The following is a 14,375-nucleotide window of genomic DNA, read 5'->3' as shown; positions in this document are numbered from 1 at the left end:
CGCAAGGTCGTGCTAAAATGCTTGAATATGTAACTGGTGAGGTGAAGTAATATGCCACCGTTGCCAGGAACATTCACGTTTGATCTAGTTCTATTTGCTTCACGTAAAATGGTTGATAATCCCTTAATTGAAGCCTTTCTTTGGGTAGTTATTTTTGATATGGCAACAGGGTTGTTGAAATCATTTTTCCCGAAAGCAAAGAAAAAAGCCGATAGCACAACCGGCATTCAAGGAGCTATCAAACATATTTTAATCATGGTTCTAATTCTGACCATTTATCCAATGTTAGACGTACTGGAATTCGATACTATCGCTAATACAGCGGTAGTTTTTTATATAAGCACTTACGCCGTTTCGATTCTAGAGAATCTAGATGTAATGGGCGTACCATTCCCAATGTTTGTTAAAGAACGTTTTGAAAAAATGGCAAAAGATAATAATAAGGAGGATAAATAATGGCTTATACAATTGATAAAACTTACGCATTAGCTTCAAAAGAAGGCGCTAGTCAAAAGGCTAGTAACAACTATTTAATTCTGCATTCGACCGCTAATCTAGGTGCCAGTGCTAAGAATAATGCTAGTTACGAAAAACGCACATGGAATAATGCCTACGTGCATTTTATCGCAGGCGACGGCATTGTTTATGAAGTTGGCACTCCGGGTTACGTAGCATGGGGCGCTGGTCCTAAAGTTAATGGTCTATCGCCAGTACAGATTGAGATGGAAGAATCAGCTGATGTTGATAAACAACGCAGAATCTATAACACGTACATTGAGTTAGCTCGTGATATGGCTAAGAAGTACGGTATTCCACTAACTTTAGATACAGGCGGTAACGGTGTTAAAACTCATAACTGGGTATCGCAGAATCTTGGTGGTACCGATCATAGTGATCCTTATGGTGCGCTTAAACGAATTGGCGTTGATAAGGCTCAACTAGCTAACGACATTGCTAACGGTGCTGGTAGTTCTGTTGCCACTAAACCAACTCCTTCTGCACCAAGTAAGCCAGCGCCTAGTTCAGGAATTAACTGGATCGCGCAAAACGGTGTATTTACATTACATCAGAATTTACTATTAACGTCAGATGCAACTGGGAATGGCCCACTGATTGCAACTATCAGAAAAGGACAGTCAGTGAAATATGATGCCTATGCTTACAGTGGCGGCTATGTATGGATCCGTCAGCCACGTGGTAACGGATACGGCTATATGGCTACCGGTAATGCCAAAGGTACCAAGCGTCTAGACTATTGGGGGAGCTTCAAATGAAAATAGAAAGCGAAACAATTGAAGTTGAAAATTCTAAAGTTTATGTTTCTAAAAACGGAGTTATTATTACTTCAGACAGAATAAAAATAGAGAGCAATTAAGCTCTCTAGAACGATCACTTCACATCAACAAAGTTGGAATTTGGAGATGCGTAGTCTGGGGTCAAAGATCCGTCAATTTCTTGTATCCAATTATAATTGGAGTGGACAGTGGTACCTTCTGCATCAATTTCCGTGATTAAGATTAAACCATTTGACCATTCAAATCTTGATTTAATATAATCTGGACGTTGCTCTAAAAAGTCCTTTGTGATTGGCATTTCTTTAGGCGAATTTATTTTTGTTTGCATGATAGTATCCTCCTTTCTAAAAATTTATTATACCTAAATAAATAATAATTAAGTAGATAAATTAAGCCTCTAGCTCATTGCGAGTTAGGGGCTTTTTTATTTGCCTAAAATAATTTAATTTTTTGGTTTACTTTATTACTTCTCATTGCGTTATTAAAGAATTCACTATAATAGAAGAAACAGGTTAATCAAAAGTTAATCACGAGGCTTCTATCTCTTGGTATGACTGTCTTTGTGATTGGAATTTCGACTCCCCTCATCTCCATAATAGTTTTTTGTCTTTCAAGGATGCCGATATATAGGCATCTTTTTTTGTTTAAATGGTTATGGCTTTAATTTAAGCAAATATAGTAATACAGCTGAAATCGTCGCTATTCTATTTTTTTCTAGTCACCACTCGATTGATAAGACTTAGTTTAATGATTTACAGTTAATCGGAATTATTTTCTATTCAAGAATTCCTTTTTTCTTCACATTTACATCATCTAAATATTATAACTGTTTTGTATAATGGTTTTGTTTGAATTTAGTTTTACTATTCAAAAGAATGTAAAAGCCGTATACTAAAATGTAAATGAACCGCTTCCGGGAGGAGACTAACTTATGAAATTACTAATGGTTGAAGATAATAAATCTGTGTCTGAAATGATGGCAATGTTTTTTAAAAAGGAAAATTGGGATACTCATTTTGCTTATGATGGTGAAGAAGCAGTTGAAGTGTTCAAGAGTGCTGCAGATGAATGGGACATAGTGACATTAGATCTTAATTTACCCAAAATGGATGGGATGCAGGTAGCCGCTGAGTTGAGACGTGTGTCGCCAACAGTTCCTATTATTATGTTGACAGCACGTGATTCTGAAAGTGATCAAGTATTAGGGCTCGAAATGGGAGCCGATGATTATGTTACAAAACCGTTTAGTCCAATTACGTTGATTGCCCGTATTAAGGCGCTTTATCGTCGTAGTGAGCTCAATACGATTGGCAGTGAGTCAGTTTCAGATGATGATAGTCAATTTGATGTTATTACTGATCATTTTAAGTTAAATAGCAAAACACGTGAAGTTTATTTAAATGATCAGTTAATTGAAGACTTAACCCCGAAAGAATTTGATTTGTTGAAAACATTGGCACAAAAACCACGTCAAGTCTTTTCACGAGAGCAACTGTTACAACTTGTTTGGGATTATGAATATTACGGTGACGAACGGACCGTTGATGCCCATATCAAGAAACTAAGACAAAAAATTGAAAAGGTTGGCCCACAGGTGGTTCAAACTGTTTGGGGTGTCGGCTATAAATTTGATGATAGCGGAGCAGCGAAATGAAATTAATTTATCGGCAAATGCTAGGATTTTTTGCGGTTATTTTGACATTAATCGTTGTTTTAGGATTGCTGTTTATTAATGTTACTAGCCGTATGCTATATACCAATACATGGAAACAATTACAGAGCTATTCAGATAGTCTGATCGAAGATTCAATGCGTTATGATCCAGCGACCAAACAATTTGAGGGTTTTACTACTGTTCCCTTGGAAAATAATGCGCAATTGTTGCAGCGTCAAAATGTGCATTTCACGATTTACAGTACTCAAAGTAAGTTAATTTACTCTAGTTCTAACTACACATCTAACATTACGAATTCAGACTGGAAAAAACTTAAAGCAGGCAAGACAATTCATAAAATGATGGATCGGCCAATCAAGCCAAACGGTAGTCTAAAACCACAAAATAGTAGTAGTAATAGTAGTAGAAAGGCCAATTCATCGAGTAGTCAATCACGACCATTGATGACAGATGTTATTCGACCGTATTTCTATAAGGGTAAATTAGTAGCGGTGGTTTCAATTGGGTCGTTTGTTTCCAATATCCAGGGTAACCTCCAGCAAATTCGTGAAAACCTATGGATTGCATTTATTGTGTCGAGTATTATTGCATTAATTTTAAGCTATGTGTTAGCTCGATCAACTACCCGCCGAATTGATAAAATGAGATTGGCTACCCATAAAATCATTCAAGGTAATTATAATGTTCATTTGGAATTAAAAGGACACGATGAACTTAATGATCTGTCTGCTGACTTTAATAAAATGACGGATTCATTGCAAGAGTCACAAGAGGAAATCAAGCGTCAAGAAGAACGAAGACGTCAGTTTATGGCTGATGCGGCCCATGAGATGCGAACGCCATTAACCACAATTAATGGTCTGTTGGAGGGGTTAGCGTATGATGCAATTCCAGAGGAAGATAAGGCCAATAGTATTAAACTGATGCAAAATGATACTAAACGATTGATTCGATTGGTTAATGATAATTTGGATTATGAAAAAATCAGAACTAACCAAATTTCAATGTCACGCAAGGTGTTTGATGCTTCAGATGTACTCCACAATCTGGCGGAACAATTAACTAAAAAGGCTGCAACTCAATCTGACGAGGTTAAGGTGGAAGTACCAAATACCTTAATGACGTACGCTGACTATGATCGGTTTGTTCAGGTGTTATTTAATATCATTCAAAACGCAATTCAGTTTACTGAAAAAGGCGTGATTACAATTTCAGGTGCTAAAATAGATAAGGGAACCGAATTTAAGGTTGCTGATACTGGAATTGGGATGACTGAAGATCAAGTTAAAAATATCTGGGAGCGGTTCTATAAAGCTGATCGGTCAAGGATGAACACGAAGTATGGTGAATCAGGATTAGGATTGGCAATTGTTCATCAGTTAGTAGAATTGCATGGTGGTAAAATTGATGTCTCTAGCGAATACGGCAAGGGGACAACTTTCACAATTTTCTTCCCTGATAGGGAACACGCTCAGCATCAATCAACACAAGAACATAGTGACGATAAAAATTAAAAATAGACCAATTTAAGCAGATATAAATTCAATTGCTTGTTAAGTTATCGGCATTTGAGTACTTTGGCATAGACCAATTACATATTGTTGCTTGTTGGTCTATTTTAGGGTTGTGGAACCGATTTCAGCAGGGTACAATAGTTTCTTGTAAGACGAGAAAATTGAATTGGAGGAATGGATGCATGGTAGTTTTGATCGCATTAATTCCGGCGCTCGCCTGGGGCAGCATTGGATTAATTAGTGGTAAATTAGGAGGGACACCGACACAACAGACACTGGGGATGACTTCCGGGGCAGTTTTGTTTGGGTTGCTTACTTGGTTTATCTATCACCCAGAAATGACAGGAAAAGTTTGGATTTCAGGATTGTTGTCAGGATTGTTTTGGTCAATTGGTCAAAGTCAACAATTCACTTCAATGAAGGCTATCGGGATTTCTAAGACAGTTCCGATTTCAACTGGGCTTCAACTTGCTGGTAATGCGCTAGCGGGCGTATTACTATTTCATGAATGGAAAACGGGACATATGATTATCGTTGGGACGATTGCGGTAATTGTATTGATCGCTGGAGCGGCATTGACCTCGTTGCGAGATCGAGCAAATATTAGTGACAGCGCTAGCGGCCATGATGATGTTTCAGCCGGTGCTCGCGCAATTGCATTTTCAACTGTGGGATATGTTTTATATACTATCATTGTTAATTATGCCAATGTGAATGCTAAGGCAGTCGTGTTACCACAGGCGATCGGAATGTTGGCTGGTGCAGTTATATTTGCATTGATCACTAACTCCGGTCAGGATGTACTGAAAAAGGCTTCCTATAAAAATATTATTACTGGTTTGGTTTGGGGAACGGGAAATCTGTTTATGTTCCTATCTATTCCAGCTGTTGGGCTGGCAATTAGTTATTCATTAGCGCAAAGTGGAATTGTAATTTCTACATTTGGTAGTATTTTCTTACTTGGCGAGAAGAAAACCAGTAAGGAAATGGTATACGTAATTTTGGGATCCATATTAGTAATTGTCGGCTCAGCTTTACTAGGGAGCTTGAAGTAAAAATGAACTAAGGTTATTCTGGATATAATAAATAATGAAAGAGGTTTTGTGAAAATGGCACATATTACGTTTGATAGTTCAAATTTGGGTAAGTTCATCCATGATAACGAGCTTGGTGAAATGCAGGCGATGGTCAACGCAGCCGATGAACAATTACGTCAAGGTACTGGTGCTGGTGCAGCATACACTGACTGGTTACATTTACCGACTGAATACGATCAAGATGAATTTACGCGAATTAAACAAGCTGCGGCTAAAATCAAATCAGACTCAAAAGTACTTGTGGTTATTGGAATTGGGGGATCTTACTTAGGGGCGCGTGCAGCGATTGATTTTCTTAATGGTGCTTTTTTCCAAGCACAACGTGATGAAGATCGAAATGCCCCCCAAATTTTGTTTGCCGGCAATTCAATTAGTTCATCATATGTGCATGATATGATTGAGTTGATCGGTGATCGTGATTTTTCAGTTAATGTCATTTCGAAATCTGGGACGACAACTGAACCATCAATTGCGTTTAGAATTTTCAAGGAACTATTAATCAAAAAGTATGGCCAAGCTGAAGCTAACCAACGAATTTATGCCACTACCGATCGTCAAAAAGGTGCTTTAAAAACCGAGGCAGATGCAGAAAACTATGAAAGCTTTATTATTCCTGATGGTGTTGGTGGCCGTTATTCAGTATTAACAGCCGTTGGTCTGTTACCAATTGCTGCTGCCGGAGCTGATATTGATCAATTAATGGCAGGGGCTGCTAGTGCCGAAAAAGATTATAGCAATGCTGATTTAGCGAAAAATGAAGCTTATCAATATGCCGCTTATCGTAATATTTTATATCGTAAGGGCTATACGACTGAATTACTAGAAAATTATGAGCCAACAATGACTATGTTTGCTGAGTGGTGGAAACAGCTAGCAGGTGAGTCTGAAGGAAAAGATCAAAAGGGAATTTATCCTTCATCAGCGAACTTCTCGACTGATTTACATTCACTGGGTCAGTATATTCAAGAAGGGCGCCGTAACTTGATGGAGACTGTGATTAAAGTTGGTGAACCAGCTCATGATGTAACAATTTCTAGTGAAGAAAGTGATTTAGATGGCTTAGGTTACTTGCAAGGTAAGACCATGGATTTTGTTAATACTAAAGCATATCAAGCGGTCGTGCTAGCTCATATTGATGGTGGAGTACCAGTTATGACCGTTAATATTCCACGACAAGATGAGTTTACCCTAGGCTATTTAATTTACTTCTTTGAAATTGCAATTGGCGTTTCGGGCTATCTCAATGGAATTAATCCATTTAACCAACCTGGTGTCGAAGCGTATAAAACGAATATGTTTGGTTTACTCGGCAAACCAGGATTTGAAGAAATTGGAACAGCTTTAAGGAAACGAATTAAATAAAGTAACTCAAAAAATCCTGTTAAATGAACTATAATAGTTCTATTAACAGGATTTTATTTAATCTAAAGGGGCTGAGTGCATATGCACGGTTTAGTTGGGGAACTCATCGGTACATGCGTTTTAATTGTCATTGGAGCGGGAGTTGGGGCTGGAATTCATTTGCAGGATTCATATGCCAGCGGTGAAAGTAATGACTGGTTCTACATAACCATTGTTTGGGGATTGGCAGTGACAATGGGTGTTTATGTGGCCGGATCATTCGGCTCATTAGGTCATTTAAATCCGGCAATTACAATTGCATATGCATTGTTTGGTCTATTTTCCTGGCATAGTGTAGTTCCATATTTGATTGGTCAATTTATTGGCGCGTTTATCGGTGCTGTAATTGTGATCGTTCATTATTATCCCCATTTTTCTGCTACTGAGGGTGAGAAGCAGGGCAATACTGTGGGTATTTTTGCAACCATGCCGGCAATTAATAACCCGGTATTTAACTTTTTAAGTGAAGTAATCGCAACTTTTTTCTTTGTTTTAATTTTGCTGAATCTTGGCGATTTTACTAAGGGATTAAAACCGGTCATTGTAGGATTAATAATTTTCGTGATTGGTGCTGGCTTGGGGCCGACAACGGGTTTTGCGTTAAACCCAGCTCGAGATTGGGGCCCGCGGTTAGCATATACTTTATTGCCAGTGCCAAATAAAGGAATCGGTCATTGGAACTACGCTTGGGTACCAATGTTAGGACCAATGTTAGGAGCAATTTTTGCGACCGGATTACAGGTGATGCTAGCATGAAAGAAAAACTAATACAACAACGTCAGCGTCTGCAAGTTAGATTAGTTATTTGGTTAGTAACAACCATTAGTTTTTACATTATTCGCTTATTCGTTTTTCCTCAGATTGTGACTTATGTTGCTTGGATTAGCTCTGCATATTGCTTAGTGTTATTTGGATTGATCTTGCGTTTGTCATGGTTGATCAGTAAAAATAAACAATGAAAGATGCATCTGTTCGTTCGGACAGACGCCCAAAGGCAAACTAAAAATGGTCATTAACCAATCAAAAAGCGATTGATTAATGACCATTTTTTCATTTACTTTGCATTTTTGAACGCACATGTTCACACTTGTTTTAATCAGCGGATAGCGCATCGATTGGATTTAAGCGTGAGGCTCTTCTTGCTGGTAGGAGAGCAGCAAGAAATGAAATGATGAGCGCCACAACAAATGTAAAGATTATGTTACCACCATTAATTTGGACCATGTTGAATTTAACAATTCCATAAAGAACGTGGTTGAGCGCAAAACTTCCAGCGTATGCCAGCACTAAAGCAAGAACTGCAGAGAATAGCCCAATTAAAATTGATTCAGCAGTGAACAATCTCCGAATATCCTTCCTCCGTTCTCCTAATGCACGTAGGATCCCAATTTCTTTTGTTCGTTCTGAAACGGACATATACATGCTAACAATAATCATTAATGCTGAAACAACTAATGAAATTCCAGCAATTGAAGCAAGTACAATTGACGCAATGCTGACATATTGATTTACTGTATCTAGAATATCTCCAACTGTAATAGCACCAAAAATATATTTTCCATCTTCCTTAGTGGTGCGGATGTCCTTAGCAACCGATTTAACTTTGGTTGCATCTTTGACATTCACAGATGCAAAGTTAGCTTTTGTATCACCATTTGCATTGTTTAGCAGGTTACGCATGGTGCTGTAGTTGGTTGCTGTAATGGCACCAGCCTGACCACCATTTGCAAACCCAACAATTTTTAGATTACCTGTAACTTGCACAGGGTTATTATCCTTGTCAACCCAGGCAAAGGATAGTTTTACAGTTTTACCCAGCAGACTCTTATAGTTCTTTTGACTGGTTAAAGCCACAGCTTGTGATTTATCAATCACAATTTCGTTATTTTTTGGAGCTCGGCCAGTTTTGATCGTGTCGCTGGCATAAGCTTTGGTCCAGGTCTGTAAACTCTGGCCACTATTGTTTTTACCATTATATGAAACGGTGAAAGCACTAAATTGATAACCGGCTTCTACTTTGTCAACGTCTTTAATATTTTCTAACTTGTTAATTTGATGATCTGTAAGCAATAATTTAGAAGGCTCACTGGAGTATTGGCCCAAAGATTGTTGTAATTCCGTGGTGCTCAAATTTTTTCCAGTAGGATTTTTCAAAACCGTTATCGAGTTAGGGTTGATCATTGAATTGATTTGATCCTGAATAAATGAGTTAACCCCATTTCCCAAACCACTAAAGAGAAGTACCGCAAACAAACCGATTGCGGTTCCCAGCATAATTAGTGAATTGCGCCAGAAATTATAGGACAAATGTTGAAAAGCATTACGATAGCTCGCACCAGCTGACAAAATCTTTGGTTTGAACTCTGGTTGATGATCATTTGTAGGATAGGCTTGCTTTAAACGTGTATCTTCGCCAATCTTACCATCAGCTAACTGAACGATTCTAGTTCCATGATTGGCCACGTCCTGGGAATGAGTAACAGTAATTACTAATTTACCGTCAGCAGCTATTCCTTCTAGTAGCTCTAATACTTCGGCAGTGTTTTTGGAATCCAAAGCACCAGTTGGCTCATCCGCGATCACAATTTCAGGATCACTAGCTAAAGCTCGCGCAATGGCAACCCGTTGCTTTTGCCCACCTGATAGTTGATTAGGATGCTTTTTTAATTGGTCACCCAAGCCAACCTTTTGTAATAATTCAATTGCTCGTTTTTTACGCGCACTACTACTTAAATCAGTCATATTTAGTGAAACTAAAACGTTGTCGACAATATTTAAGTGGGTAATTAGATTATAAGATTGGTAGATATAACCAATTGTACCGCGACGATAATCGTCGAGTTGTTTTTCTTTTTTATGATCAAGTGTTTGTCCATTAATGATTACCTGACCTTCAAAGTTTCGATCAAGCCCACCGATGATGTTCATCAATGTTGATTTACCACCACCAGATTCTCCTAAGATGGAAACAAATTCACCTAGTTCAAAATTTAAATCAATCCCTTTTAAAACGGGAAATTCCTCTTTGCCGAGAAAATATGATTTATGAATATCATGTAATTCTAGAAATGCCAAAGTCATCTCACTCCTCGCTATTTTATTCTAACGTGGCAACTATACAGAAACTAAAACATGATGTCAATTATGTTTTAGTTTTCTTTGACAAATTATAGGGGAGCTTATAGAATATGATAGAACTAGCGGAGGAACAAACGATGAAAAGAAGCGAGAAAATGGCGCAAACACGCGCTAAAATTTTGAATACTGCCAGCCAACTATATTTAAATAATGGTCCTAAAGATACTGATATGAGGGATTTAGCCCACCAAGCTAATATTTCTACAGCAACGCTCTACCGTTATTTTCCAACTAAAAATGAACTTTCTCGAGAAATCGTGTGGCAATATTTTGCTAAGATTAGTAAAGATATTGAGGAGGTTTTACAACAACCTAATATTGATTTTATTAATGCAATGGATCAAATTAAAGCAGGGGCAAAAGGTGCTGTTGTCGGAGTAAACCAAGAATTTTTGACGTTGATTTTAGATATTTATCATGACGATCCGACGTCCATTGAATTGTTTAATTTTGATAGTGAAGTTTGGCAAAAAATAATTAAACTAGGTCGTTCATCCGGTGGTATTTCTGACCAACTGAGTGATGTTGTCGTTTTTATGTACATAGATATGTTCTTTCAATATTTTAAGCAGCCAACTAGGGCTAGCAAGTTTGGTTTGAACGGCGAGCAGCTTGGTCAACTTGACGGTCAGTTAAGTGAGTTGTTTTTTAGTGGATTAGCTGGAGAAAAATAGTTTTGTTAGAGATAAGATATTGAATTAAAAAAGCTCAATCACTATTGTTAACAGTGATTGAGCTTTTTATTTTGATTTTGGAATCACCCGCACGGGTTTCGAACCCGTAACTCCGCCTTGAGAGGGCGACGACTTAACCAATTTGTCCAGCGGGCAAAAAAGTACAATAATAAGTATACAGATAATCATTCCTGTATGTCAACACTCGGGTAAACATATTTACTAAATAGTTTGGCTGGTTATTCATATGAAAGCTCAACCATGTAGGCATTTTTGTTAACAATATGCGAAGTTGTTACCCACACATCATGATAATTGGGAATTTCCTGAGCAGTTAAACTATAGAAATGATCCAACAATTTACCATTTTTAGCCACAAAATCAGGTGATAATCGGTTGACCATCAACTTCTGATCAGGAAAATAAATATCGGCGTCAGCAACTTTAACCGTATCTGGGATACTCATTGTGATCACGTTAGTGTATTTGATTGGTTCTGCTGTTATCATCGCTGGGTGAGCGTGCATATGTGTTAGTACGTAGTAAATTGAGTCGGAATTACTTGCCATAATCAGTCTCCTCATTATTTAATTATTCTAATATGCCATCTGTATTGTAGCAAATTTTGAGTAAAAAAGTTAGTTAGTCGATCGACATTAAATTGTTTCTAAAATTTAGTTGATTGTCGGTTTCTGATTCTGTATAATTGTATTGTTCGTTGGTAGTAATCAGCGAAAACTATTTTTGGGTATTCGCCAAATTGGTAAGGCAGCGGACTCTGAATCCGTAATTTACTGGTTCGAGCCCAGTATACCCAATATTGAAATAATAACTGCCATTTCAGAGCGCCAATGCTCAGAGATGACAGTTTTTTATTTGTATTACAGATTAACGCTAGTAACGAATCTGATCGAAAACGGTTGGAATGTAGGTTGTATAACGTTTTTGAATCGAACGAATTTCCATCAATACAATTGTAGCAACGGCCGCTATCGGAATTAAGTTTAATGGCGCAAACAAAGTAATCATTAAACTACCTACGAGAAGTGGAGATTCAAGGATTGCCGATGCCAAACCAATCGAAATTAATACAATAACATACGTGTGATCTAAATTAGGAATTAATTTGCTAATTGCAAGTCCTTGAACGGTTGCTGCGAACATCACTGGAAAAATATCGCCACCAATCCAACCGGTGTTTAAACAGATTGTTAATAATAGAAGTTTACCAAGTGATACAAAAATGAGTGCAACTACTGACTGATCAGCCCAGGTAGTTGTGAATAAATGGAAATTATGTTGTCCTGAAAATAATAAGTCTGGTACAAATACACTGGCAAGATAAATTGCTATACCGCCAAATAAAACCATTTGAATTTCATTATATAGTCGAGATTGTAGTATCTTGCGAATTTCAATCATTCCCCGAAGGTATAAATGGCCAATCAAATAACTTCCGACTAGTAATGGAATGAACCAATTTAAGTCGTCTACGTTCCATTGAAAGTTTCCAATTCGAATAAATATTGATGGGATTTTTAAAAGAATAAAGATTACGGTAAACCACAGTATTCCATTACCGAGATAAACTAATTTAGTTATCTTGTAGTTAGCGAAAATATTGTTATTACCAGGTTCATTGTTTTTAGTTACTCTGAATCGGTTCGGGACTAATAGAATTGTTAGGACTTGAATAATGTTTTTATGTTTAATAGAGGTGAAGTTTTGTGCAACATATCTTAATTTATCACTGATCCAGATACCATATAAAACAGTTGAACTTAACAACGTGGCTTCAGGACCAAGACTGGTTCCACTAACTAAAATAATTGCCGGGATGATCATTTGCAATAACACGAATTGATAGTTAGCAGTTCCAGTAGCCTTAATCTCTGCAAGAACATGACTGAAATTCTGCGGTAATTGGCCAAATAGGCTACGCGAAATGATAATTACCAATGCAATGACAACAAGAATGATTGCATTTATTACTGGTCGTGAGAAATTTCCATGCCAAAAGAATTCAATTAAAAAATTTTGTAATGCATAAAATATGCCTACTAGAATTCCTGCAATAGTACTAAGAAATAAACCGTAGACAAATAAAAATAATTGTTTGTTCATCATAATCAATGGATCCTCCTGAAAAACAGTCCACTAACCATTTAACCATACTTGCCAAATATTTGCAGGTATGAAAATCGACAAGTTTTGAATTTCTAATCAAAGTGCAATGTAGCAGAAAATATAGCAGTAATTAAATGATTTATTTAACCGGTGCACTTGACATAAGATAAAAAAATGACTAGACTTTTATTAAATTCTTATTAGAAAATGAGAATTTAATACATAATTTTGGAGGCACTGTTACATGGCAAAAGTAAAAGCATCAGACATTGATTTTGATAACTTGGGATTCGATTATTTTGATTTACCATATCGTTTTCAGGCAACTTGGAAGGACGGCAAGTGGTCAGATGGCGAACTAACACAAGATAGTGAAGTACATATTAATGAAGGTTCTACTGTATTACATTATGGCCAATCAGACTTCGAAGGGATGAAGGCTTATCGAACGAAAGATGGTTCAGTTCAATTATTTCGGCCTGATCGTAATGCTGCACGAATGCAAAATAGTTGTAAACGATTGTTAATGCCTGAATTTCCAACTGATAAATTCGTGGATGCAGTTAAACAAGTAGTCAAAGCAAATGAAGATTTTGTGCCACCATATGGTTCTGGTGGAACATTATATGTTCGTCCCATCATGATGGGGGTTGGTGGCAACATTGGTGTTCACCCCGCAAACGAGTACTTATTCCGAATTTTTGCCATGCCTGTTGGTGCTTACTTCAAGGGTGGGATGACACCAACTAACTTTACAACTTCCGAATATGATCGTGCTGCGCATAAAGGAACTGGACAAAGTAAAGTTGGTGGTAATTATGCTGCAAGCTTACTTCCTGGTGACGAAGCTCATAAGGCTGGTTATTCAGATTGTATTTATCTTGATCCAGTTGAACATAAGAAGATTGAAGAAGTTGGTTCTGCTAACTTCTTTGGTATCACAAAAGATGGTAAGAAGTTTGTTACTCCAAAATCACCTTCGATTTTACCAAGTATTACCAAATATTCATTACTCTATTTAGCTGAACATGAATTAGGTCTTGAAGTTGAAGAGGGCGATGTTTATATCGATGATTTGGATCGCTTCAGCGAAGCTGGTGCTTGTGGTACGGCAGCTGTAATTTCACCTGTTGGAGCCATTGTTCATAATGGTAAAAAACATGTCTTTTACAGTGAAACCGAGGTTGGACCTGTAACTCAAAAGCTTTATGATACTTTGACTGGAATCCAATTTGGGGATGTTAAAGGACCTGACGGCTGGGTTGTTAAGGTTGATGACTAAAAGTTAAATATAATTGTTAGTGGGGTCGAGAAAACAGTTAAATTTTCTCGACCCCACTTTTATGTGCGTGCACGTTTAATTCTTACTAGTTTGTTAGAGTGTAAAACAAAAACCTTTACTTACAAAAAGTAAGTGATATAATTCTAGAAAATAGAAAAAGGTATCAACCTAA

At 37.3% G+C, this 14,375-nt stretch carries 14 protein-coding genes and 2 tRNA genes; 11 read left to right on the top strand and 5 right to left on the bottom strand.

Annotation, left to right across the window (positions count from 1 at the left end):
- Window positions 1–51: 51 nt before the first annotated feature.
- Together FFM51_RS04715 and FFM51_RS08870 are read left to right on the top strand one after the other, a co-directional pair.
- A complete protein-coding gene (locus FFM51_RS04715) occupies window positions 52–456 on the top strand; it encodes a phage holin family protein (RefSeq protein ID WP_137597483.1) in 405 nt (134 codons plus the stop codon).
- Window positions 456–1,274, top strand: coding sequence for an N-acetylmuramoyl-L-alanine amidase (locus tag FFM51_RS08870; RefSeq protein ID WP_137597482.1), 819 nt, complete (start codon window positions 456–458; stop codon window positions 1,272–1,274). Before FFM51_RS04715 ends, FFM51_RS08870 begins: the two co-directional genes overlap by 1 nt.
- Window positions 1,275–1,389: 115 nt before the next feature.
- On the opposite strand, the gene FFM51_RS04705 is transcribed toward FFM51_RS08870, so the two are convergent.
- On the bottom strand, window positions 1,390–1,623 hold the full coding sequence (locus FFM51_RS04705) for a hypothetical protein (RefSeq protein ID WP_137597481.1): 234 nt from the start codon (window positions 1,621–1,623) through the stop codon (window positions 1,390–1,392).
- Between the two features lie 603 nt (window positions 1,624–2,226).
- Between FFM51_RS04705 and FFM51_RS04700 the strand changes: the two genes are divergently transcribed.
- The 6 genes from FFM51_RS04700 (at window position 2,227) to FFM51_RS04675 (ending at window position 7,941) form a co-directional block, all read left to right on the top strand.
- A complete protein-coding gene (locus tag FFM51_RS04700) occupies window positions 2,227–2,949 on the top strand; it encodes a response regulator transcription factor (protein WP_137597480.1) in 723 nt (240 codons plus the stop codon).
- A complete protein-coding gene (locus FFM51_RS04695; protein ID WP_137597479.1) occupies window positions 2,946–4,484 on the top strand; it encodes a sensor histidine kinase in 1,539 nt (512 codons plus the stop codon). The genes FFM51_RS04700 and FFM51_RS04695 overlap by 4 nt, the downstream gene beginning before the upstream one ends.
- A 182-nt stretch (window positions 4,485–4,666) precedes the next feature.
- Window positions 4,667–5,539: a GRP family sugar transporter gene (locus tag FFM51_RS04690; protein ID WP_137597478.1), complete on the top strand. Its 873-nt coding sequence runs from the start codon at window positions 4,667–4,669 to the stop codon at window positions 5,537–5,539.
- A gap of 54 nt (window positions 5,540–5,593) precedes the next feature.
- Window positions 5,594–6,943, top strand: a complete 1,350-nt coding sequence (locus FFM51_RS04685) for a glucose-6-phosphate isomerase (protein ID WP_137597477.1) — start codon at window positions 5,594–5,596, stop codon at window positions 6,941–6,943.
- Between the two features lie 81 nt (window positions 6,944–7,024).
- Window positions 7,025–7,738, top strand: a complete 714-nt coding sequence (locus FFM51_RS04680) for an MIP/aquaporin family protein (RefSeq protein ID WP_137597476.1) — start codon at window positions 7,025–7,027, stop codon at window positions 7,736–7,738.
- On the top strand, window positions 7,735–7,941 hold the full coding sequence (locus FFM51_RS04675) for a hypothetical protein (protein WP_137597475.1): 207 nt from the start codon (window positions 7,735–7,737) through the stop codon (window positions 7,939–7,941). The genes FFM51_RS04680 and FFM51_RS04675 overlap by 4 nt, the downstream gene beginning before the upstream one ends.
- A gap of 133 nt (window positions 7,942–8,074) precedes the next feature.
- Here the strand turns inward: FFM51_RS04675 and FFM51_RS04670 are convergent, their stop codons facing one another.
- The gene (locus FFM51_RS04670) at window positions 8,075–10,057 is read right to left on the bottom strand and encodes an ABC transporter ATP-binding protein/permease (protein WP_137597486.1); all 1,983 of its coding nucleotides are present in this window, start codon (window positions 10,055–10,057) and stop codon (window positions 8,075–8,077) included.
- A 113-nt stretch (window positions 10,058–10,170) separates the two neighbouring features.
- Between FFM51_RS04670 and FFM51_RS04665 the strand changes: the two genes are divergently transcribed.
- On the top strand, window positions 10,171–10,794 hold the full coding sequence (locus FFM51_RS04665; protein WP_137597474.1) for a TetR/AcrR family transcriptional regulator: 624 nt from the start codon (window positions 10,171–10,173) through the stop codon (window positions 10,792–10,794).
- A gap of 83 nt (window positions 10,795–10,877) precedes the next feature.
- Here FFM51_RS04665 and FFM51_RS04660 read toward each other — a convergent pair.
- Window positions 10,878–10,950: transfer RNA gene (locus FFM51_RS04660), tRNA-Glu, on the bottom strand.
- A gap of 83 nt (window positions 10,951–11,033) precedes the next feature.
- A complete protein-coding gene (locus FFM51_RS04655) occupies window positions 11,034–11,363 on the bottom strand; it encodes a hypothetical protein (RefSeq protein ID WP_137597473.1) in 330 nt (109 codons plus the stop codon).
- 176 nt (window positions 11,364–11,539) lie between these two features.
- Between FFM51_RS04655 and FFM51_RS04650 the strand changes: the two genes are divergently transcribed.
- A tRNA-Gln gene (locus FFM51_RS04650) sits at window positions 11,540–11,612 on the top strand.
- A gap of 76 nt (window positions 11,613–11,688) precedes the next feature.
- Here the strand turns inward: FFM51_RS04650 and FFM51_RS04645 are convergent.
- The gene (locus tag FFM51_RS04645) at window positions 11,689–12,921 is read right to left on the bottom strand and encodes a chloride channel protein (protein ID WP_223875894.1); all 1,233 of its coding nucleotides are present in this window, start codon (window positions 12,919–12,921) and stop codon (window positions 11,689–11,691) included.
- A 244-nt stretch (window positions 12,922–13,165) separates the two neighbouring features.
- Between FFM51_RS04645 and FFM51_RS04640 the strand changes: the two genes are divergently transcribed.
- A complete protein-coding gene (locus FFM51_RS04640; protein ID WP_137597472.1) occupies window positions 13,166–14,203 on the top strand; it encodes a branched-chain amino acid aminotransferase in 1,038 nt (345 codons plus the stop codon).
- The last annotated feature ends 172 nt before the right edge of the window (window positions 14,204–14,375 follow it).

This window comes from Paucilactobacillus kaifaensis (assembly GCF_005405145.1).
GTDB classification, from domain to species: domain Bacteria; phylum Bacillota; class Bacilli; order Lactobacillales; family Lactobacillaceae; genus Paucilactobacillus; species Paucilactobacillus kaifaensis.
Note: the sequence above shows the minus strand (reverse complement) of the source record. Positions and strands in the feature narration are given on the sequence as shown.